The sequence below is a fragment of the Thioalkalivibrio thiocyanodenitrificans ARhD 1 genome, from assembly GCF_000378965.1.
Classification (GTDB): domain Bacteria; phylum Pseudomonadota; class Gammaproteobacteria; order Ectothiorhodospirales; family Ectothiorhodospiraceae; genus Thioalkalivibrio_A; species Thioalkalivibrio_A thiocyanodenitrificans.
On the sequence record NZ_KB900536.1, the window covers coordinates 2165794 to 2186333 of the forward strand.

The 20540-nt window shown below is 65.7% G+C and carries 19 protein-coding genes and 1 pseudogene; 4 read left to right on the forward strand and 16 right to left on the reverse strand.

Annotation, left to right across the window (positions count from 1 at the left end):
* From THITHI_RS0110205 to THITHI_RS0110255, 11 genes and pseudogenes are all read right to left on the reverse strand, one after another.
* Window positions 1-711, reverse strand: a complete 711-nt coding sequence (locus tag THITHI_RS0110205; RefSeq protein ID WP_018232994.1) for a GltB/FmdC/FwdC-like GXGXG domain-containing protein — start codon at window positions 709-711, stop codon at window positions 1-3.
* The gene (locus THITHI_RS0110210; protein ID WP_026186249.1) at window positions 699-1589 is read right to left on the reverse strand and encodes a class II glutamine amidotransferase domain-containing protein; all 891 of its coding nucleotides are present in this window, start codon (window positions 1587-1589) and stop codon (window positions 699-701) included. The genes THITHI_RS0110205 and THITHI_RS0110210 overlap by 13 nt, the downstream gene beginning before the upstream one ends.
* A 17-nt stretch (window positions 1590-1606) precedes the next feature.
* Window positions 1607-2941 carry a type III glutamate--ammonia ligase gene (gene glnT / locus THITHI_RS0110215; RefSeq protein ID WP_018232996.1) on the reverse strand — a complete coding sequence of 445 codons (1335 nt, stop codon included), beginning with the start codon at window positions 2939-2941 and terminating at the stop codon, window positions 1607-1609.
* On the reverse strand, window positions 2938-3582 hold the full coding sequence (locus tag THITHI_RS0110220; RefSeq protein ID WP_018232997.1) for a hypothetical protein: 645 nt from the start codon (window positions 3580-3582) through the stop codon (window positions 2938-2940). Before THITHI_RS0110220 ends, glnT begins: the two co-directional genes overlap by 4 nt.
* Window positions 3579-6488 (reverse strand): 2Fe-2S iron-sulfur cluster-binding protein, encoded by a 2910-nt coding sequence (locus THITHI_RS0110225; protein ID WP_033336938.1) that lies wholly within the window; start codon window positions 6486-6488, stop codon window positions 3579-3581. Before THITHI_RS0110225 ends, THITHI_RS0110220 begins: the two co-directional genes overlap by 4 nt.
* Window positions 6481-6756 carry a sarcosine oxidase subunit delta gene (locus THITHI_RS0110230; protein WP_018232999.1) on the reverse strand — a complete coding sequence of 92 codons (276 nt, stop codon included), beginning with the start codon at window positions 6754-6756 and terminating at the stop codon, window positions 6481-6483. Before THITHI_RS0110230 ends, THITHI_RS0110225 begins: the two co-directional genes overlap by 8 nt.
* 770 nt (window positions 6757-7526) lie before the next feature.
* A complete protein-coding gene (locus tag THITHI_RS0110235) occupies window positions 7527-8765 on the reverse strand; it encodes an FAD-dependent oxidoreductase (RefSeq protein ID WP_018233000.1) in 1239 nt (412 codons plus the stop codon).
* Window positions 8765-9622 carry a formyltetrahydrofolate deformylase gene (gene purU, locus THITHI_RS0110240; protein WP_018233001.1) on the reverse strand — a complete coding sequence of 286 codons (858 nt, stop codon included), beginning with the start codon at window positions 9620-9622 and terminating at the stop codon, window positions 8765-8767. Before purU ends, THITHI_RS0110235 begins: the two co-directional genes overlap by 1 nt.
* Before the next feature lie 260 nt (window positions 9623-9882).
* Window positions 9883-10068, reverse strand: a pseudogene (locus tag THITHI_RS0110245) (ribonuclease Z); the annotation flags it as partial.
* Window positions 10069-10078: 10 nt separating this feature from the next.
* A complete protein-coding gene (rtcA, locus tag THITHI_RS0110250) occupies window positions 10079-11113 on the reverse strand; it encodes an RNA 3'-terminal phosphate cyclase (protein WP_018233003.1) in 1035 nt (344 codons plus the stop codon).
* A gap of 112 nt (window positions 11114-11225) precedes the next feature.
* Window positions 11226-12041, reverse strand: a complete 816-nt coding sequence (locus tag THITHI_RS0110255) for a CheR family methyltransferase (RefSeq protein WP_018233004.1) — start codon at window positions 12039-12041, stop codon at window positions 11226-11228.
* Window positions 12042-12123: 82 nt separating this feature from the next.
* Here THITHI_RS0110255 and THITHI_RS0110260 point away from each other — a divergent pair, with 82 nt between their 5' ends.
* Window positions 12124-13272 (forward strand): CapA family protein, encoded by a 1149-nt coding sequence (locus tag THITHI_RS0110260; protein WP_018233005.1) that lies wholly within the window; start codon window positions 12124-12126, stop codon window positions 13270-13272.
* A 205-nt stretch (window positions 13273-13477) separates the two neighbouring features.
* Here THITHI_RS0110260 and THITHI_RS0110265 read toward each other — a convergent pair whose 3' ends face one another.
* The 3 genes from THITHI_RS0110265 to THITHI_RS0110275 form a co-directional block, all read right to left on the reverse strand.
* Window positions 13478-14722: an ammonium transporter gene (locus THITHI_RS0110265; protein WP_018233006.1), complete on the reverse strand. Its 1245-nt coding sequence runs from the start codon at window positions 14720-14722 to the stop codon at window positions 13478-13480.
* A 37-nt stretch (window positions 14723-14759) separates the two neighbouring features.
* Window positions 14760-15098 carry a P-II family nitrogen regulator gene (glnK, locus tag THITHI_RS0110270; RefSeq protein WP_018233007.1) on the reverse strand — a complete coding sequence of 113 codons (339 nt, stop codon included), beginning with the start codon at window positions 15096-15098 and terminating at the stop codon, window positions 14760-14762.
* Window positions 15099-15169: 71 nt separating this feature from the next.
* Window positions 15170-15826, reverse strand: a complete 657-nt coding sequence (locus THITHI_RS0110275; RefSeq protein WP_018233008.1) for a TorF family putative porin — start codon at window positions 15824-15826, stop codon at window positions 15170-15172.
* 275 nt (window positions 15827-16101) lie between these two features.
* On the opposite strand from THITHI_RS0110275, the gene THITHI_RS0110280 reads away from it, so the two are divergent.
* The 3 genes from THITHI_RS0110280 to THITHI_RS0110290 all read left to right on the forward strand — a co-directional run bounded on the left by THITHI_RS0110280 (window position 16102) and on the right by THITHI_RS0110290 (window position 18365).
* On the forward strand, window positions 16102-16395 hold the full coding sequence (locus THITHI_RS0110280; protein WP_018233009.1) for an accessory factor UbiK family protein: 294 nt from the start codon (window positions 16102-16104) through the stop codon (window positions 16393-16395).
* Window positions 16396-16596: 201 nt separating this feature from the next.
* On the forward strand, window positions 16597-17949 hold the full coding sequence (locus THITHI_RS0110285; protein ID WP_018233010.1) for a sulfite oxidase: 1353 nt from the start codon (window positions 16597-16599) through the stop codon (window positions 17947-17949).
* Between the two features lie 95 nt (window positions 17950-18044).
* A complete protein-coding gene (locus tag THITHI_RS0110290; RefSeq protein ID WP_018233011.1) occupies window positions 18045-18365 on the forward strand; it encodes a c-type cytochrome in 321 nt (106 codons plus the stop codon).
* A 155-nt stretch (window positions 18366-18520) separates the two neighbouring features.
* Here THITHI_RS0110290 and THITHI_RS0110295 read toward each other — a convergent pair whose 3' ends face one another.
* Window positions 18521-19549 (reverse strand): glycosyltransferase family 2 protein, encoded by a 1029-nt coding sequence (locus THITHI_RS0110295; protein WP_018233012.1) that lies wholly within the window; start codon window positions 19547-19549, stop codon window positions 18521-18523.
* 35 nt (window positions 19550-19584) lie between these two features.
* A complete protein-coding gene (locus THITHI_RS0110300; RefSeq protein WP_018233013.1) occupies window positions 19585-20505 on the reverse strand; it encodes a lysylphosphatidylglycerol synthase transmembrane domain-containing protein in 921 nt (306 codons plus the stop codon).
* Between the last annotated feature and the right edge of the window lie 35 nt (window positions 20506-20540).

A 20540-nucleotide genomic window follows, 5' to 3' on the forward strand; every position in this document is an offset into this window, starting at 1 on the left:
TCAGTACTCCTGGTGATGATCGGCGTTCCAGTGGTACAGGGTGCGCGCGGAGGCGACGCGCCTGAACGCCTTCGGATCGTGATCGAAACCGGCCTTGTCCAGCAGGGCCGCCACGCGGGCGTAGTCCTCCTCGCCCATGGGCTCCTCCTGGGCATCGGCGCCGAGACCGCGGATCTCGCCGCGCACGTAGATCACGGCCTCGTAGAGCGAATCCCCCAGGCCCGCGTCCGCGTCGCCGCAGACCACCAGCGTGCCGAGCTGGGCCATGAACGCGGACATGTGCCCGACGCTGCCTCCCACCACGATGTCGCAGCCCTTCATGGAGATGCCGCAGCGCGAGGAGGCATCGCCCTCGATGACCACCAGGCCGCCGTGGCCCGAGGCCCCCGCGCACTCGGAGGCGTTGCCCTTCACGCGGATGCTGCCGGACATGATGTTCTCGCCCACGCTCCAGCCCACGTTGCCGTGCACGGTGATACGCGCCTGCTTGTTCATGCCGCCGATGAAGTAGCCGGCGTGGCCGCGGATGTCCACGGTCACCGGTGCATCCATGCCCACGGCGATGTTGTGGCGGCCGTTGGGGTTGAGCACCTCGATGTGTTCGACGCCGCTTGCGGCGAGATCGTGGTGCAGGAACTGGTTCAGGTCGCGCACCGTCGACTCGTCCAGGTCGAAGCGCACGGCCTTGTCGGTGTCGGTTATCGTCTCCACGTGTAGATCTCCTCGGGCCGGGGCTCGAACAGGGCCGCCTCCTTCACCCCGGGCAGGTGGGCAAGCGCGCGGTACTCGGAACCGATGGCCACGTAGTCGTCGGTCTCGGCCACCACGGCGGGCTTGCAGGCGAACGAGTCGCGCACCAGGGCGAGTTCGTCGCGGGTGGCCATGAGCAGGGTGTAGAAACCGTCCAGCACGGAGAAGCCCTCCGCGAGCGCGGTCTCCAGGCCGTCGCCCTCGCGCAGGCGCCATTCCAGGAAACGGCAGGCGGCCTCGGTGTCGTTGTCGGTCTCGAAGCGGATGCCCTTGCGCTCCAGCCTGCGGCGGATCTTGTAGGGGTTGGACAGCGAGCCGTTGTGCACCAGGCAGAAGTCCTCGCCCGCGGTGAAGGGATGGGCGTGGGCCGGGGTGATGGCCGACTCCGTGGCCATGCGCGTGTGGCCCACGGCGTGGCTGCCGGTGAGCGCCGGGAAGTCATAACGCCCGGCGATCTCCGCCGGGTGGCCGGCGTCCTTGTAGATGTCCATGAAACGCCCGGCCGAGAGCACGTGCAGTTGCGGGAAGTGCTCGGCCATCCAGCGGCGCAGGGTGTCCGGGCCCACGTCCAGGTAGAGGCGCGCGTAGCGGCCCCGGGACTCGATGCGCGGCGTGGGCACCAGGGCCTCGTCCAGGGCGCGCTCGAGCGCATCCCAGTCGAACTGCGCATCCTCGGCGAACAGGCTGTACTTCTCGCCCCGGTCCCGGTCCGCGAACACGGCCAGCCCGGCGGAGTCCGGCCCGCGCTCGGCCATGCTCACCAGCATGGGCGTCACCAGCGTGCCGAGACCGTCCTTGAGCGCCGGGTTCTTGAGCAACAATCCTACGATCCCACACATGGGGGAAATCTCCTCGATCAGTAAAATTCCACGTAGCGGCTGAGTTCCCAGTCGGACACATGGCGGGAATACTCCACCCACTCCATGTTCTTCAGCTCGACGAACTCGTCGATGAACGCCTGTCCGAGTTGCTCGGCAAACAGCGTGTCCTTGCGCAGGGTCTCGATGGCCTCGTGCAGACTCTGCGGCAGGGTCTCGATGCCCTTCTCGGCAAGCTCCGTGGGGCTGAAGTCGTAGAAGTTGAAGTTCTGCGGCTCGCCCGGCTCCAGCTTGCGGTCCACGCCGTCGAGACCGGCGGCGATCACGGCAGCGGCGGCCAGGTAGGGGTTGCAGGCGCCGTCACCCAGGCGCAGTTCCAGACGCCCCTGGGGCACGCGCACCATGGAGGTGCGGTTGTTGTCGCCGTAGGAGATGAACGCCGGGGCCCAGGTGGCGCCGGAGAGTGCGCGGCCCACCACAAGGCGCTTGTAGGAATTGACGCTGGGCGCCATGAGCGCGGTGAGCGCCGGGGCGTGTTCCATCAGGCCCGCCATGAAGTGATAGGCGGTCTTCGACAGCGACAGCCCGCGCGGGTCGGACGGCTCCTCGAAGATGTTGGGGTTGGTCTCGTCGGCGATGGAGATGTGCATGTGCATGCCGTTGCCCGTGCGGTTGGAGAAGGGCTTGGGCATGAAGGAGCAGATGAGTCCCAGCTGGTTTGCGATCTCGCCGGCGGCCATGCGGAAGAACACGTAGCGGTCGGCGGAGGTCATGCAGTCGGAGTAGGTGTAGTTGATCTCGAACTGACCGTTGGCGTCCTCGTGGTCCACCTGGTAAACGTCGAAGTCCACCGCCTGCAGCGACTCCACCAGGCGCTCCAGGAACTCCCGGGAGCGGGACAGGCCCTTGTAGTCGTAGCAGGGCTTGTCCAGGCGATCGGAATCATCGGCGGGCACGACGCCGCCGTTGCCGTCGCGGCGCAGCAGGCTGAACTCGGGTTCCAGGCCGGTGTTCATGGTCCAGCCGCGTTCTTTCAGGCGCTTGACCTGCGCGGCGAGGATGTTGCGCGTATCCATCATGTAGGGCTCGCCGTTGACGAAGCCGTCGCACACGATGCGCGCGTAGCCCGGCTGCCAGGGCACGATGGACAAGGTGCCCAGATCACCGCGCGCCATGTAGTCCGCCTCGTGGGGGCCCATGCGCAGGCCCCATACGGCAAAGCCCGCAAACCCGGCGCCGTCGGTGAGCACGTCTTCCAGGTGGCTCACTGGCACGGACTTGGTCTTGGCCACGCCGTGGATGTCCACGAACTGGGCCAGGATGTACTTCACGTCGTGGCTCTCGAGGTAGGTCTTCGCTTCCTGTGGTGTCATTGTGGATCCTCCCGGATGGTGTAGAAATCGGAAAAGCCGATGACTTCCCCCTGCATTTCACGGACCCCGTGCATAAGGGTCTCGAATAGGAATTCGCCGTAACTGGGTTCGCAGCCCATGCGGTAGACAGGCCCCGTTTCCACCCGAAGCCAGACGCCCACGCCGGCCACGCGGGTGTAGAGCAGCGCGTCGTCCGCGGCGGAGAGATCCAGCGCGCAGAACTCCGCCATGAGCATGGCGGCGTGTTCGCCGCCAAGAGCGATCTCCTGATCGTCGCGCGCGAGTATGCGGGTGCCCTTCTCCAGGCCTTCGGGCAGCGGGCCGAGCCGCTCGGCGAGACCCCCGTCGGGACCGTCGTGGAGCAGATACTCGGCGTTCCCGGTGCGCGCGACGAAACAATCCCGCCCAAGGTCCGGCAGATCGCGGCAGACGAACCACTCGTCCGGCACGGTCAGGCCGCGGCCCGCGAGCCAGCCGGCGGCATCGCCGCCCTTGACCAGCACCCGGGTCAGCGGACTCAGGTCGGCGAGCCAGGTTCCCGGCATGCGCGGCGCCTGGAGCGGTGTGGTCATCTCCATGGCCTTGCCCCAACGAAAACCGTTTCGGGGAAGGATGTCGTGGGCGGGGCTAAGACGGGTCATGCGCTCACCTCCCGCACCTCCGGTTCCCGGACCGTTTCCGGTTTCTGCCGCAGGCCCTCCGGGTCGTAGAACGGCGTGGGCACCACGGGCGCGTCGATCATCACCGCGCCGGCCACGCGGATGGACAGCGTGTCGGCGCTCTCGAGGACGCGATCCACCATGGCCAGCCCCACCCAGGCATCCAGCGACGGGCTGTAGCCGATGCTGGTGACGCGCCCGGCGATGTCGCCGTCGTGGATCACGAGATGGCATTCCTCCGGCACCGGGCCAGAATGATTGCCCGGCAGCCGGAAACCCAGCAGGCGGTTGGACGCGCGCTCCTTCAGGATCTCCAGGCTGCGCCTGCCCTGGAAGAACGGCTTGTCGAACTTCACCGCCCAGTTCATATTGGCGTCGAAGGGGCTGGAGGTGCCGTCGGTATCCTGCCCCACGATCAGGTGCGCCTTCTCCAGGCGCAACTGGCGCTGGGCCTCCACGCCGAAGGGCCGGATGCCGTACGCGTCGCCCGCCGCCATGAGCGACGCCCATACCTGGCGCGCCTGTGCGGCGGGTACGTGTATCTCGTAACCCAGTTCGCCCACGAAGCCCACGCGGAACAGCCATGCGGGCACGCCGGCCACCGCCGCCCGGCGCGCGCCCAGATAGGGAAAGGCCTCCTGCGAGAGATCCAGATCGGTGAGCGGCTCCAGGACCTCCCGCGTCAAGGGGCCGGCGATGTTCATGGAGGCCATCTGGTGGGTGCGGTTGATCACGTCCACGTTCAGTTGCCACTCGCCGATCAGGCGCTGCATGTGGCGGAAGATGATCTCGGCGCCGGTAGTGGTGGTCGTCACATAGAAATGGTCATCGGCCCAGCGGGCGCACACGCCGTCGTCGATGATCACGCCGGCCTCGTCCACCATGAGCGCGTAGCGGGTCCGGCCGATCTTCACGGTGGAAAGCTTCAGCGTGTAGAGCTGATCCATGAAGCGGGCGGCATCGGGGCCGATGACCTCCACCTTGCCCAGCGTGGAGACATCCACCATAGCCACGCCCTCGCGTACCGCAAGCACCTCGGCGCGGATGGCCTCTTCCTCCGGACCGGGGCCGTAATACCTGGGCCGCAGCCAATGTCCGGCGGGCATGAACACGGCGCCGTGCGCCTTGTGCCAGCCGTGCATGGCGGTGCGCCGCTCCGGACGCAGGCGGCGCCCCGCCAGATGGCCCATGGGCACCGGATGATGGAACGGGCGCGCGGTGGTGGTGCCGGTCTCGTCGATGTCGCGCCCGTTCAGGCGCGCGAGGATGCGCACCCCGTTCATGTTGGCGTGCTTGCCCTGGCTCGGACCCATGCCCACGGTGGAGTAGCGCTTGAGCAGTTCGATGTTGTCGAAGCCCTCGGCGGCGGCACGCTCCAGGTCCTTGAGCTGCAGGTCCTCGTCCAGGTCCACGAACACCTTTCCTTTTGGATGCGGGAACACGGGCCAGGGATGGGACATGCGTTCGCTTCCACGGCCGGGGCGCGCGTGCTGCCTGCTGTCCCTGCCCAGATACGCCAGTGCCTCGCCGGCCGCGGCCATGCCGTCGTCCATGCGCGCCTGAGCGCCGAACACGCCGTTGACCCGCCCGCAGGCAAACACGCCGGGCGAAAGCGCCTCCGGGACAAACTGGCCGGGCGTCCCGGCGAACACCATGCGCGCGCCGGACTGATACAACAGGGCGGCGGCAGGCGCATAGCCCACGGACATGAGCAGGCCGTCGCAGTCGATGCGCCGGGCGGTGTCCGGCCTCGCGCGGCCCTCGCCGTCCAGTTCGCAGACCGTCACCCCGTTCAGGAGGCCGTTGCCTTCCGCGCTGTAGACGGCGCTGCGTCCGAAAACGGGGATGGCCGCCGCCTGAACATCGGCCAACAGGTCGCCCCGTGTCCCGGGATCCTCCAGATCCACCAACGCGCGGATGGCGACGCCGGCGGCCTGCAGTTCCAGCGCCGTGCGATAGGCATCGCCGTTGCCGGCCAGGATCACCGCGGACTCGCACGGGGCGACACCGTAGCGATGCACCAGGCGCCGGGCCGCGCTTGCCAGCATCACGCCCGGGAGATCGTTGTTGCGAAACACGGCGGGCTGCTCGTAGACGCCGCCGGCGACGATGACCGCGCGGGCGCGCAGGCGGATCAGACCTTCGGGGGTTACCAGTGGGATGTAATGGTCCGCGTACCAGCCGGCGGCGACCGTGTCGGTCAGGATCGTGAGGTTTTCCAGTGCATGCGCCCGGCCCAGCAGTTCGTCGCACTGCAGATTGGCCTCCTGATCGTTGAAGCTGCCGCCGGGGCGCGCATTCTCGTCCGCCAGCCAGACACTGGCGCCGGCCTCGGCAGCCGTGACGGCCGCGGACAGACCGGACGGGCCCGCGCCCACCACCAGCAGATCGCAGAAAGCGTGCCGTGCGGGCGCGCGCCTGTCGTCGGGCCACGCGGCGTCCACGCGCCCCAGACCCGCCATCCGGCGGATGCGGTTCTCCCAGAAGGGAAGCAGCGCGCGGGGTCGGTGGAAGGTCTTGTAGTAGAAGCCCACCGGCAGCATGGGCGAGAGACGGTCCATGATGCGCCCGCGGTCCTTTTCCAGTCCGCCGGCCGTGTTGACGGCGGCGAGCTTCATGCCGTGCTCGACCGTGGTGACATCGCCGCGGATGTTGAAGTCGGTCTCCGACTGGAGCAGGACGTTGGTGTCGTGGTTGGCCGCCGAGAACACGCCCCGCGGACGGTGGTACTTGAAGCTGCGCCCCAGCACGCGCACGCCGTTGGCGAGCAGCGCTGACGTGATGGTGTCGCCCGCGAAGGCCGTGTACTTGCGCCCCTCGAAGGTGAAAGGCATCGTGCGCTCCCGGTCGATCCATTCCCCAGGCTGGGGCGGCAGGCGCCTAGCCATCGGCCGCCTCCCTCATGGCCTCGGCCACGGTCATGGTGTGCAGCAACTCGTCCTTCATCGTGTCGCGCTCGGCCACAAACCACATGCCCGTGGGCGCATGGCACCACCACTCCCTCTGTACCCCGGGGGCACCGTCCCGGTGGAAGACGTAGTGGCACCATTCGGTATCCGAACAGGCGTCCGGATCCGGCATGGGGCGCCAAAGGCCGCCGTAGACGAACTCGGACGCGGGGCGGGTGCCGACTTTGGGGCAGTGGATGAGTTTCATTGGGTTAACCGCGACGCAAAGGCGCCAAGACGCAAAGGGACGCAAAGGTAATTGATGTAAAAGCAGAAGCTGGCATAGGGCTATAACGGCCACAGCAACAAAATATGGCCACAGCAAACGAACAAACATTCATTAACTTTGCGTCCCTTTGCGTCATGGCGTCTTTGCGTCGAGTGCCTTGCTTTTCAAACTTACAAACCTACCGCGGCGCAAAGACGCAAAGGCGCGAAGGGACGCAAAGATGATCGGTGTAAAAGCAGAAGATCGCATGGGGCTGTAGCGGCCACAGCAACAGAGCCGAACCACCGCGCTCAAACAAGCATTCATTAACTTCGCGTCCCTTTGCGTCATGGCGTCTTTGCGTCGAGTGCCTTGCTTTTCAAACTTACAAACCTACCGCGACGCAAAGACGCTAAGGCGCGAAGGGACGCAAAGATGATCGGTGTAAAAGCAGAAGATGGCATAGGGCTGCGACGGCCACAGCAACAGAGCCTGGCCATCGCGCTCAAACAAGCATTCATTAACTTCGCGTCCCTTTGCGTCATGGCGTCTTTGCGTCGAGTGCTTTGCTTTCTGAACTTACAAACCTACCGCGACGCAAAGACGCTAAGACGCAAAGGGACGCAAAGTAGATGAATAGTTGTTTGAGCACTGGAGCCACGGTTCGCTACACCTGCGGCCGAAGCAGTGTGTCTTCTCTTGCTTTTACCTCCATCGTCTTTGCGTCCCTTTGCGTCTTTGCGCCTTCGCGTCGAATGGTTTTAAAACCCTCAATGCCCAACCGAAGCCGCCCCCCGCTCGCCGACCAGTTCGAAGCGGTCGAAGCGGGCGAGGCTGAAGGGTTCGATGAGTTCGTGGTCGCGGTCGTTGGCCACGGTCCAGGCCATGGTCTTGCCGGAGACGGGCGTGGCCTTGAAGCCCCAGGTACCCCAGCCGGCGTCGATGTAGAAACCGTCGATCGCCGTCCTGCCCATGATGGGTGCGAAGTCCGGCGTCATGTCCGCCATGCCCGCCCACTGGCGCATCACTTTGGCGCGCGACAGGAAGGGGAAGAGATCCAGCATCTGGTCGGCCAGCCCCTCCACGAAGTCCAGCGTGGAGCGCGTGGAATGCAGGATGGCGGGATCCAGCGCCGCGCCCATGACCAGCTCGCCGCGCGAGGACTGCGAGACGTACACGTGCAGGCTGCCCGAGACGATGATGGTATCCAGCCACGGCTTCATGGGTTCGGTCACGCAGGCCTGCAGGGGATGGATGACGATCGGCGTGGTGATGCCCACCATGTCGGTGATGCGCGGCGTGGAGCCGGCCACCATGGAGATCACCCGGCCCGTCTTCACGAAGCCCTTGTCGGTCTCGACACCGGTGACCCTGCCCTGCTCCACGCGGATGCCGGTGACCCGGGTCTTCTGGTGGATCTCCACGCCGCGCCGGTCGGCGCCGCGCCCGTACCCCCAGGCCACGGCATCGTGACGCACCACCGCGCCGGGTACGTGGTAAAGGGCGCCCAGCACCGGATGCTCGCCGCCGCAGTCCAGGTCCAGCATGGGCACGGCGTCGGCGATGAACTCCCGGTCCACCAGCTCGCTGTCGATGCCGAAGTGCTTGTTCACCTCGGCGCGCCAGCGCATGGTGCGCACGGCGGCATCCGTGTGGGCGAGGGTGAAGTGGCCGCGCTCGGAATAGAAAATGTTGAGGTCGAAATCCTCGGCAAGATCCCTGAAAAGACGGATGCTCTCGTCGTAGAACTTCACGCCCTCGGGGGTGAGGTAGTTGGAGCGCACGATGGTGGTGTTGCGCCCGGTGTTGCCGCCGCCGATGTAGCCCTGCTCCAGCACCGCCACGTTGGTGATGCCATGATCCCGGGCCAGGTAGTACGCGCAGGCGAGGCCGTGCCCGCCGCCGCCGATGATGACCACGTCGTAGCTGTCGCGAAGGGACTTGGGCGTTGTAAAGAAACGCGGGTCCGGCGCATCGCTGAACGCGTTCTTCAGCAGGCGCAACGGCATCAGTCGAACACCACCGTCTTGTTGCCGTGGACCAGTACCCGGTCCTCCAGATGATAGCGAAGCCCCCGGGCCAGCACGGCCTTCTCCACGTCACGTCCGAGGCGGATCAGTTCCTCGATGGAATCGTCGTGGCGCACGCGGATCACGTCCTGCTCGATAATGGGACCGGCATCCAGTTCCTCGGTCACGTAGTGGCAGGTGGCGCCGATCAGTTTCACGCCGCGCTCGAAGGCCTTGTGATACGGCTTCGCGCCCACGAAGGATGGCAGGAAGCTGTGATGGATGTTGATGATGCGCCCCGGATAGCGTTCGCACATGTCGGGCGGAAGGATCTGCATGTAACGGGCGAGCACCACGGCATCCGCCTCGCATGCCTCCACCAGGCGCATGACCTCGGCGAAGGCCGGCGCCTTGTCGTTTCGGTCCACCGGCACATGGTGGTAGGGAATACCGTGCCACTCCACGTAGTCGCGCATATCCTCGTGGTTGGAGATCACGCAGGGGATGTCGAAGAACGTCTCCCGGCTGCGCCAGCGGTAGAGCAGGTCCGTGAGACAGTGATCCAGCCTGCTGACCATGACGACCACGCGCTTCGGCACCTGCGCGTCGGTCACCTGCCACTGCATGCCGAACTCCTTGGCGATGGGGGCGAAGGCCTCGCGCAGGCCCTGCTCGTCGAAGGGCAGCGAGTCGGCTCGGATCTCGTAGCGCATGAAGAACCAGCCCAGGCCCTGGTCCGCGTGCTGGCTGGCCTCCGTGATCCAGCCCCCGTGGCTGGAGAGGAAACCGCTCACGGCGGCGACGATGCCCACCCGGTCGGGGCAGGACACGATGAGGCGGTACGTGTGCTGGCTCACGGGAATTCTCAAAGGGAAACTTTGTTTCCCATTAGGAATTATCCGGGGAGCCTTGTCAAGCGGGCATTGCGGTTGCCATAGGGGCTCATCCATGGCTCCGCGGGTTCCCGCTTGCGGGTCTCCCCATGCCAACCTCCAACCGCCCATGCCGGCACGGCGCAGGCGCCGTGCCGGCATGCTTCAGCCTGCGGGACGATCCCTGAACGCCCCCATCACCTGTGCCCGGATCCGGGCCTCGTCGCCCGTGTGGCGGGCAGAGGAATGAAGTGATCCATGTGGGCATGGGAGACGAACACATCGCTCAGGCGCGGGATGCGCCGGGGCTCCAGGCGGCTCACGTCCCCCAGATCGAACATCAGGGCGCGGCGGCGGAACTGTAAGTCGATATACAGCGCGGGGCCTCCGCGAGTGCCGTTGACAAGCCGGGTATGAAAGAGCGGCTTCATGGCACGGTTTTCACGGCTTCACGTGCACCGTGCCCGGCTCCCCCAGCTCGCCGTCGATGCGGATCGTCACCGGCAGGAAGCGGCGGATCACCTCCGCGTGGGTCAACAGATGCAGGGTCACCTCACTGGTGCGGAATGCAGATGGCCCGCCGGCGCACGCAAGGGGCAACAGCAGCTGATCGGCAAGCCAGCGATCCACGGCCCCGCCGGTGGCCAGAAAGCCGAGCAGTTCGTCCACGGCCTCGTCGGCCACCCGCTCCGCGCGTTTCCCCCGCGCACCGAGCGCAAAGAAGCAGGCCTGGCCGTGTTCGAAACGGGCCAGCAACACCAGCACCGTCCCCTGTGAACGGGCGGGCATGCTTTCAAGCACGATCCGCGCGGGACAGTCCAGCTCCCGCAACCGTCGAAGTGCACGGCCTCGCTGACGTTGGGCAATCTCCTCCGGCAGGTTGGCCACCGCGGAGAGGCCATGCACTTCGAGCAGCCTCCCCCGGTGGCACAGATTCAGCGCGTCGATGCGTGCGCCACCGGGAATCGCGGCATGGATCTCACCGCCGCCCTGGGGATAGAACCCGGCCGTGATCATCCCGAGGTCGAAACTCAGGCCCAGGCGCGAGAGCATGACCCGCCAGTGCCAGTCCAGGTAGTGAAAGCACGGGCTCAGGGGCACATGGGTGCCGCCCGTCACGCCGACGGTCGACGGGCCCCGCGCCAATGCCAGGGGCAGCAATACGGTCTGCAGCACCAGGGAGGTGTTGCCGGCCGTGCCGATATCGAAGTGATAGTCGCCGGGGACCACCGGGCCGGGGACGAACTCGAGGTCCTGCGAGCCGACCCGGTCGCCCTCCACCCGCGCACTGCTGATACGCGCCGCCGCATGCACCGCCATGCGGTGCTGAAAACCCAGTCCGGGCCGGTCCCGGCGGGCACGAATGCGGGTGAGACGGACCGCACGACCGGACAGCAGGGCGAGCGTCAGTGAACCGCGCAGCACCTGGCCGCCGCCCTCGCCCATGGTGCCGTCGATGTGGATCATCTCTGCCATGACCTGTGCCTCCGGCCGCAGGCGGTGTTCCGGGTTCCCGGCACTGCGCGACTGGCGAAACCGGACGTACCATCTTTCAATATCCGTCTTCGCCCGCCCGCCCGCAACCGGCTCACGGTTTGCGATAGAGGGCGAGCCGTTCCGAGATGACCGAGAAACCCGGCCCGCCCTCCGGAACCCGTTCATGCACGCCCAGCACAAGCACGCCACCGGGCAGCAGGCGGTCATGGAGCGCCTGAGCGGCCTGGAGCTGAAGGTCGTGCTCAAAATAGGTGAAGGCCAGATTGCGGCAGCAGATCAGGTCGAAACATCCCTCGTCCAGAGGCGTACGCAGGTCGTGGGACCGGAACCGGACCGCTGTCCTGAACTCCGGCTTGAGACAGTAGCGCTCGTCATGCAGCCGGAAGGCCCGGGCAAGCCAGTCCGGCGGCAGGTTGCGCACGGCGCTCCAGGCATAACAGCCTTCCGATGCCCGCGACAGCAGGTCGTCATCGGCATCCGTGGCGAGGATATCAAGGACGAGGCCCGGGAATCGTCGGGCGAGCTGGAGCTGCCATCCGATGGCCAGCGTGTACGGTTCCTCACCGGAGCCGCATCCGGCACACCAGACCCGAAGCGTCCGGTCGGAACGCGCCAGCGCCGCCCGGGCCAGTTCCGGCAGAACATCGTCCATGAGCGTCTGGAAGACCCGCCTGTCGCGGTAGAACCGGGTGACGGTGATACGGCAGAACGCGTCCAGACTGGCCCACTCCCCGGGATGTTCGTCCAGATACAACCGATAGGCTGCCACGTCCGGACAGGACAGGGCAGTCATGCGCCGCTGTATGCGCTTGCACGCCTGTTTACGCACCCGCCGGAAACCCGGCCAGCGCAGCTTCAGCCGGGGCAGCGCCCACTGCAGAAAAGCGACACATTCCGCATCCTTCACGCCACCCCCTCCTGATTCCCAATTCCCGAAAGCGTGTCACCGCCTACACTGAAATGGAATCCACGCTGCCGGGAGATCTGCCATGGAGCACGCGGTTCGGGCCCGCAGGTCCGACATGCCGGACGACGCCGTGACCCTGTTCGTCTGCGGAGACGTCATGACCGGGCGGGGCATCGATCAGGCATTGCCTCACCCGGGCAGCCCCGAACTCTACGAATCCTTTGTACGGGACGCCCGGGACTATGTGGCCCTGGCGGAAGCCGCCAGCGGCGCATTTGCCCGGCCCCTGGGCTTCGCCGGCATCTGGGGGGCCGCCCTGGACGAACTGGCGCGCTTCGATCCGGCGGTGCGGCTCATCAACCTGGAAACCGGCATCACCCGCCATGACGCGCCCTGGCCCGGGAAGGGCATCCACTACCGCATGCATCCGGATAACGCCCCCTGCCTGCAGGCGGCACGTATCAACTGCTGCGCCCTGGCCAACAATCACGTGCTCGATTGGGGCCGGGAAGGCCTCCGGGAGACCTGCCGGGTGCTGGACGAACTGGGGATCGCCCGTTGCGGTGCCGGGGAGGACGGACCGGCGGCGGCACGACCGGCGTGCCTGAAAGCTGCTCCGGGCGTGCGGGTGCTCATCTGGAGCATCGGTCTCTCGGACAGCGGCATCCCGGCCGACTGGAGGGCGGATACCGGCCGGCCCGGCGTGTGGCTGGCGCGCAAGGCATCGGGGCGCGGCGCGGAACCCCTGGCCGAAAGAATCGAGTCGGAGAAGCGGCCCGGTGACCTCGCCGTGGTCTCCATCCACTGGGGCGGCAACTGGGGATACCGGATTCCGGCGGGGCACCGCGCCTTTGCGCACCGCCTGGTGGACGCCGGCGCCGACCTCGTCCACGGGCACTCCTCCCACCATCCGCGGGGCATGGAGCTCTACCGGGGCCGGCCGATCCTCTACGGCTGCGGTGACTTCATCAACGACTACGAGGGCATCCGCGGCTACGAGGAATTCCGACCGGATCTGACACTCATGTACTTCCTGCGCCTTGCGCCGTCCACGGGAACACTCCTGGACCTCTGGATGACGCCGCTTCGCATGGCCCGCTTCACGCTGCACCGGGCCGACACGGACGACGCCCGCTGGCTGTTGGACCTGATCAACCGGGAGCGTCATCGCGACATGCCGCTCTTCAGCCTGGACGCGGAGGACCGGCTGTTCCTCCGACCCGGTCACTGACTCACCGGCCTTGTGTCCCGATCACACCGCTTCGATACGCCACCATGGGCATGTGAGCAGACATCAACCGCCTTCGGTCCAGCGTCCCATCGAGGCACTTGAACCATCCTGTGCCTCACTCCAAAAAAGCGGGCGCCGAAGCGCCCGCAACAGACCACACCTTGTGTGAGAGGTGCTGGCGGCCCGCGAACGGGCCCGGTAAACCCTATTTGACGGTGAACTCCGGGTAGGCCTCCAGTCCGCACTCGGACTGGTCCACACCCTGGTATTCCTCGTCCTCGCTGATCCGGATGCCCATCAGGGCCTTGAGGATCGCCCAGACGATGAGGCTCGCCACGAACACGAACACGAAGATCGCCACGATGCCGATCAGCTGATTGATGAAGGTGGCATCCGGGTTGGACAGCAGCACCGCAAACACACCCCAGATACCGGCCGTGCCGTGCACGGAGATGGCACCCACCGGGTCGTCGATCCGCAGCTTGTCCAGACCGATGATGGAGAACACCACGATGGCACCGCCGATGGCGCCGATGATCACCGCCAGCAGCGGCGAAGGCATCAGCGGTTCGGCGGTAATGGACACCAGACCCGCGAGGGCGCCGTTGAGCCCCATGGTGAGGTCGGTCTTGCCGTAGACGAGGCGGGTGATGATCAGCGCGGCGAGCACACCGCCGGTAGCGGCCAGGTTGGTGTTGGTGAACACCTGGGCCACGGCGTTGGCGGACTCGATGTCGGAGACCTTCAACTCGGATCCGCCGTTGAACCCGAACCAGCCCATCCACAGGATGAAGGTACCGAGCGTCGCCAGCGGCAGGTTTGAGCCGGGAATGGCATTGACCTCACCCCTGGGACCGTACTTGCCCTTGCGCGCCCCGAGCAGCAACACACCGGCAAGGGCCGCCACGGCACCGGTCATGTGCACGATGCCGGAACCGGCGTAATCCAGGTAACCGATCTGGTCCAGCCAGCCTTCGCCCCAGCTCCAGTAGCCCTGGAAGGGATAGATGACGCCGGTCATGAACACCGCGAAGGCCAGGAAGGCCCAAAGCTTCATGCGCTCGGCCACGGCACCGGAGACGATGGACATGGCAGTGGCCACGAACACCACCTGGAAGAAGAAATCGGACATGCCGGAGTAGTAGATCTCGCCGTCGCTGGCGAGTACTTCCTCGACGGTGTTGTCGCCGCCGATGAAGAAACTGAGTCCCGGAATGACAGAGTTCAGGCCGTCGCCGTACATGATGTTGTAGCCGATGAACATGTACATGATGCAGGCGAGCGAGTAGAGCGCGACGTTCTTGGTGAGAATCTCGACCGTGCTCTTGCTGCGGACAAGACCGGCCTCCAGCATGGAGAAACCCGCGGCCATCCACATGACCAGCGCGCCGGATACCAGGAAATAGAAGGTATCGAGCGCGTAGGCAACTTCAATGACTTGACTTTCCACTTGTGTGTCCTCCGCTAACGCTTGTCAGCTTTGTGATTTAGAGGGCGTCGGTGCCGCTCTCGCCGGTACGGATGCGGATCGCCTGTTCCAGCGGAAACACGAAGATCTTGCCGTCGCCGATCTTGCCGGTGTTGGCGGCCTTGGTGATGGCCTCGATGACCTGATCCGCCATGGCGTCGTCCACGGCCACCTCGAGCTTCACCTTGGGCAGAAAATCCACCACGTACTCGGCGCCCCGATAGAGTTCCGTATGCCCTTTCTGCCGGCCGAAGCCCTTGACCTCCGTGACCGTGATGCCCTGCACCCCGATCTCCGAGAGGGCTTCGCGCACATCGTCGAGCTTGAACGGCTTGATGATTGCAGTGACTAGTTTCATGTGAGTCCTCTCCCGGGAAGCGGGCCCGCTCAGGCGGGGACCGCCCCCATGAAATGGTGTTTCCCGCTGCTTCAGAACGACATGGTGTAGGAGACGTAGGCGCGCAGATCATCGTCATCCGTGAGGTCGTTCCGGACGATACCGATCTCGAAATCGCTCTTGGTCAGAAAGATGCCGTACCAGGTGTAGTCCTCGGCGGCGCTGTCGTCGAAAGCCACGTGGCCGATGCGGGCGCCGGCGGTCATGTCGCTGGCCACATCGAACTCGGCGCCAAGCTCATAGGAGATCGTGCCCTCGAAATCGCCGTCATCGGCGTTGGTCACGTAGGCGAGGCTTCCGTAGAAGTTCATGAAGCTCAACTCGCCGTAGAGCTCGCCGAAGTCGGCATCATCGCTGCGCGGATAGGTGTAGGCGATGTAGCCCACGTCGTAGCCGATGTCGCCCGCCTCGCCGGAGAAGCCCAGGTAGAGGTCGAGTTCGTAGTCGCCGCCGCCGCCGAGACTCGACATCCAGGTGCCGACGTAGAATCCGGATTCGTGCTCGTAGTCGAGCCCGCCGGAGATGGCAGCGTCATCGTCGGATTCGCTGACGCCACGGAAGAGGTAGTTGCTGGTGAGGCCGATGTTCGCGCTCACCTCGGCCATGGCGGTGCCGCCGGTGAGCCCTCCCACCATCAGCGCGCCGGAAAGGGCGGAGGCCAGCAGGGTCTTCTTGATGCGGTTGTTCATCGTGTTGCTCTCCTGGATTCGGGATTCTCGGTATGCAATCAGACGTTGCCGGCTTCACTGATGCACAGCGTGTGCCACAACTTTTTTCGCTTTGCATACAAATGGTTATGGGGAAGCCGGCAGAGACCGGACGGATGGCGCACCAATGGAGAGCGCCCTGCGCACGGATTTGCACCATATCCGTGCGCGCGACCGGCTGGTCTGGGGCACCGGGTCGGGGGCACAATGAATCGAACCCAAGACACCCCGTCGAACCGCAGCCAGGGAGGATCCCCATGCCCACCACAACCCAGCCCCTCGATGACCTGGTCCGGCGCCTGGCGGAGATGATGCCGGCGTCGGTCCGTCACGTTCAGGAGGACGTGGAGAAGAACCTCAAGGCGGGGCTCGCCGGTGCCCTGCAGCGCATGGATCTGGTCACGCGGGAGGAGTACGAGGTGCAGGCGAAACTCCTGGCCCGCAGCCGGGAGCGGCTGCAGGAACTGGAGGCCCGCGTTGTCGCCCTGGAGCAGGCGCTCTGGGCCGCGCGCGCCAGGGGATCACAGGGAAAGCCTCCGCCCGGGGAATAAACCCCGCCAACCCCGCATCTTCCTTGACAGGGTCCAAGGAAGGACTATGAGGATAGGGTCGGGAATTTAGAATCTGTCTAAGTTCTTCGGCCTGCCACGTTGTGCTTGAGCACCTGAGACGCGAACATCCGGGCGACCGTTGCCGGCGCCCGATTCACCTTTCGCGTGACACATCGATAACGATGCTGGAGGGGTAGGAACATGAAAAAAACGGATAACGGCACCTGGGAATGGCTGCGGGGCTATACCCGCGATCATGGCGCGAGCCCTCAGGACCTGGAAATCTTCGACGAGGTATCGTCCCGTCGCCAGTTCTTCGGCCAGGTGGGCAAGGGGGGCGCCGCCCTTGCCCTGCTCGGCTTCGGCGCCGGCACCGAGGCGGCCCTGCAGGGTCTGTTCGGCCGCGGCATGATCCCCGCCGCCTGGGCGAACACGGGGGCCGATATCACCGACGAGCAGGCCAGGCACATGATTGCCGACGCCGGCAAGGAAGGCCTGATCGTCTACAACGAACGTCCCATGAACGCGGAGACCCCGCCGCACCTGCTGGCCGACGCGGTCACCCCCGCCAAGCGCCACTTCATTCGCAACAACGACATGATCTCCGATCGGGCCATGCGCAAGGACCCCCAGGGCTGGAAGCTGGAGATCGAGGGGGAGGTACACAACACGGTCTCCTTCAGCCTGGACGACCTGAAGGGCATGCGCACGGTCTCTTATCGCGTACCCATCGAGTGCGGCGGCAACGGTCGTGCCCGTTTCGATCCCTCTCCTCGGGGCAACCAGTGGAAGTATGGCGCCATCGGTAATGCCGAGTGGACCGGTGTACCCCTGGCCGAATTACTGAAGGCCGCTGGACTCAAGGACACCGCCGTGTACACCGCTCACTATGGTGAAGAGCCGATCCTGGGCGACCGCCCCCGTTTCTCCAGGGGCATCCCCATCGAGAAGGCGATGGAGCCGCACACCCTGGTTGCCTTCCAGATGAACGGTCACGACATCCCCGCTGCTCACGGCTATCCCGTCCGTCTGGTGGTACCAGGCTGGGTGGGCAGCTGCTCCCATAAGTGGCTCAACAAAGTCGTGGTTCGGGATCGCGAGCATGACGGTCGTGGTATGACCGGTTACTCCTATCGCATGCCCAGATATCCCGTGCGCCCCGGGGATCGCCCGCCCGAGGAGGATATGGTGGTGGCCACTTCCTGGGTGGTTAAGTCACTGATCACGGGGCCTGCCGAGGACAGCGAGTTCAAGGTCGGTGAGACCATCAAGGTCACCGGCCACGCCTGGGCCGGCGAGAACGATGTCAAGGAGATGTGGGTGTCCACCGACTTCGGCCTGAACTGGAATAAGGCCAAGCTCGGCAGCCCCCACAACAAATATTCCTGGCAGCAGTGGGAGACCGACCTGAAGTTCGACGGAAAGGGCTACTACGAGATCTGGGCCCGGGCCGTGGACGACGAAGGCAACACCCAGCCCATCATCGAGGGCTGGAATCCCCGGGGTTATCTCGGCCACAAGGTGCACCGCGTGCCGGTGGTGATCCAGGCCTGAAGGCAGAAAAACCTCAGGCACGAGAAGCGGCGGTCCGGTCATCGGGCCGCCGCTTTCTCTGTCAACGACAACAATCCCGACGAGGAAGGAACAAGATGTTCAAGCGACACCGTCTCTCCCTGTGGCTGACCGCCCCCGCGCTGCTGACCGCATGGCTGGTGGGCCTTCCCGTTTCGCAGGGCGCCCTGACGACCGACGCCCGGGCGGACGAGATGACCCCGAAACAGCTTTTCGAAGTGCACTGCGCGGCCTGTCACTCCATCGAGCTGCCCATGACCCAGCGCCTGGCCCGCCATGACTGGGAATGGGTTCTCGACGACATGGAGGACTACGGCATGACCTGGCTCACAGACGAGCAACGCGAGCAGATCGTGGATTACCTGACCGAGAACTACGGGCGCGACACGCCGCGCTAGCGGAAGTCGGGTCTTCCCTTGACGACGAAAGCAGACACTCCGGTGTCTGCTTTTTTACATCCATCACCGGTATACGCCGCCGGCGCATGCGTCCCCCGGTCCGCCCTGATCCCGCCTGTCGCGGTGGGGTGGCGCTTCGGCAGGGCCGCAACGCCTCAGGCGTCGCGCCGATACCACTGCGCCTCGTCGCCTTCCCCCGGGTCGCCCGGGCGCACCACGTAGGAGCGCTGCTGCCCCGATTCGAAATAGGTGCGCGTCATCAGCTCGCTCAGTACCCCGGTGGTAATCAGCTGCACCGAGACCAGCATGCACATCACGCCCACAAACAGCAACGGACGGGTACCGATGTCCGAGCCCATGAAGACCTTGATCACGAACAGGTAACCCAGGATCACGGAACCGATGGCGCCGAACACCAGGCCGATGGAACCGAAGAAATGGCCGGGCCGCGCCTTGAAGCGCATGAAGAAATAGACCGACAGCAGGTCAAGGATCACGCGGAAGGTGCGGGAAATGCCGTACTTGGACGTACCGTGCGCGCGGGCATGGTGCTGCACCACGTGTTCGCGTATCCGCCGGGGGGAGGTCTGGGTGGCGAACCAGGCCGGGATGAACCGGTGCATCTCCCCGTACAGGCGCACCCCCTTGAGGACGTGGGCGCGAAACACCTTCAGGCTGCAGCCGTAATCGTGCAGGTTCACACCCGTAATGGACCGGATCAGCCTGTTGGCGATGCGTGACGGGATCTTGCGCCGCCAGAAGTCATCCTGGCGGTTCTTGCGCCAGCCCGCCACCATGTCCAGGTCCTCGTCGATCAGGCGCTGCACCATGTCGGGGATGTCGGCCGGGTCGTTCTGCAGATCGCCATCGAGCAGCGCCACCACGCTGCCCCGGGCGCAGTCGATGCCCGCCTGCATGGCGGCGGTCTGGCCGAAGTTGCGCTGCAGGGTGAGCACCCGCACGTGAGGCCCGAAACGCTCGCGCTGGGCGCGCATACGTTCGTTGGTGGCATCCGCGCTTCCGTCGTCCACGAGGACAATCTCCCAGGGATGGGGATAGTCGCCCAGCACCTCGTGGATCCGCGCCAGCATGGGCGCGACGTTCTCCTCCTCGTTGTACATGGGCACCACCAGCGAAAGACTCAGGCCGGCGGCCGTCCCCGGCGGCCGGGGCATCTCGTTCATCGCGGGCGTGTCGGTCGCACTCATGGGCATGCATTCTAGCCGTTTTGGAGGGCATCGCGCCCGCCCGGCAGGGTGAAAGTCAGCAGGCCACCGAACACCGCCGAGCCCAGCAGGAACAGGTGCAGGTTCACGGCCGCGGCCAGGGCGGCATCGGCGGTCACGCCAAAGGGCAGCAGTGCGGCCACCACGCCGGCTTCATAGGTGCCGGCCCCGGCCACACCGTGGACGGGCAGCACGCTGGTGAGATCGCCGGCAATCACCGCCAGCCATGCCGCAGCACCCGGGACCTCCAGGAACAACCCGAGCACCCAGACGAATACCGCCAGTTTCAGGAGCCAGTTGGCGAACGTCCAGGCCCAGGCGCGCCAGAACGTGCGGGGGGAATCGGGCAGCGCATCGAAGGCCCGGTACAGGAGCGCGCGCACGCGCCCCCCCTGCGGGTCCCCAAGCCGGTCGCGAAGCCGCGGCGCGAGCCGTTGCGCCACGGGCAGCAGGGCGAGCCACACGGCGGCGCCGGACAGGGCCGCCCATGGCCCCAGCAGGGACGCGCCCGCCGCAACCCAGGCGAACAGACCCAGGGTGTGCAGATCCATGAGCCGGAACCAGAGCAGCACGGGTACCGAATGGGTGGGCGGCACCTGGAAGTGGCGCGCCATCAGTACGGGAAAACTTAACTCCCCGGTGCGCATGGGCAGCAGATTATTGAGCAGATTGTGAACCAGCGTGAGGCGCAGGCAGACGAGAAAGCGCCCCCGCATCCCGTGGCGATAATAGTCGTAGACGCGCAGCGCGCGCAGCCAGTAGGTGAACAGGGTCAGCGCCACGGCGGCGGCAACCCCCGGGAGCGCCACATCTCGCCACGGCGACAGCAGCGCGCGCCAACCGAACCAGGCCTCCACGAACACCACGAAGGCTATGAAGATGACGGCGGAAAGCAGTGATCGCAGGTTCGGCATGGCGATAGGCGCGCCGCACTGGTGGGGGCCGGTGC

Coding starts and splice junctions, on each gene's coding strand:
- THITHI_RS0110210 (WP_026186249.1), bottom strand. CDS start 1,589: ATGTGTGGGATCGTAGGATTGTTGCTCAAGAACCCGGCGCTCAAGGAC.
- glnT (WP_018232996.1), bottom strand. CDS start 2,941: ATGACACCACAGGAAGCGAAGACCTACCTCGAGAGCCACGACGTGAAG.
- THITHI_RS0110220 (WP_018232997.1), bottom strand. CDS start 3,582: ATGACCCGTCTTAGCCCCGCCCACGACATCCTTCCCCGAAACGGTTTT.
- THITHI_RS0110225 (WP_033336938.1), bottom strand. CDS start 6,488: ATGGCTAGGCGCCTGCCGCCCCAGCCTGGGGAATGGATCGACCGGGAG.
- THITHI_RS0110230 (WP_018232999.1), bottom strand. CDS start 6,756: ATGAAACTCATCCACTGCCCCAAAGTCGGCACCCGCCCCGCGTCCGAG.
- THITHI_RS0110235 (WP_018233000.1), bottom strand. CDS start 8,765: ATGCCGTTGCGCCTGCTGAAGAACGCGTTCAGCGATGCGCCGGACCCG.
- rtcA (WP_018233003.1), bottom strand. CDS start 11,113: ATGGCAGAGATGATCCACATCGACGGCACCATGGGCGAGGGCGGCGGC.
- THITHI_RS0110260 (WP_018233005.1), top strand. CDS start 12,124: ATGGAGCACGCGGTTCGGGCCCGCAGGTCCGACATGCCGGACGACGCC.
- glnK (WP_018233007.1), bottom strand. CDS start 15,098: ATGAAACTAGTCACTGCAATCATCAAGCCGTTCAAGCTCGACGATGTG.
- THITHI_RS0110275 (WP_018233008.1), bottom strand. CDS start 15,826: ATGAACAACCGCATCAAGAAGACCCTGCTGGCCTCCGCCCTTTCCGGC.
- THITHI_RS0110280 (WP_018233009.1), top strand. CDS start 16,102: ATGCCCACCACAACCCAGCCCCTCGATGACCTGGTCCGGCGCCTGGCG.
- THITHI_RS0110285 (WP_018233010.1), top strand. CDS start 16,597: ATGAAAAAAACGGATAACGGCACCTGGGAATGGCTGCGGGGCTATACC.
- THITHI_RS0110290 (WP_018233011.1), top strand. CDS start 18,045: ATGTTCAAGCGACACCGTCTCTCCCTGTGGCTGACCGCCCCCGCGCTG.
- THITHI_RS0110295 (WP_018233012.1), bottom strand. CDS start 19,549: ATGAACGAGATGCCCCGGCCGCCGGGGACGGCCGCCGGCCTGAGTCTT.
- THITHI_RS0110300 (WP_018233013.1), bottom strand. CDS start 20,505: ATGCCGAACCTGCGATCACTGCTTTCCGCCGTCATCTTCATAGCCTTC.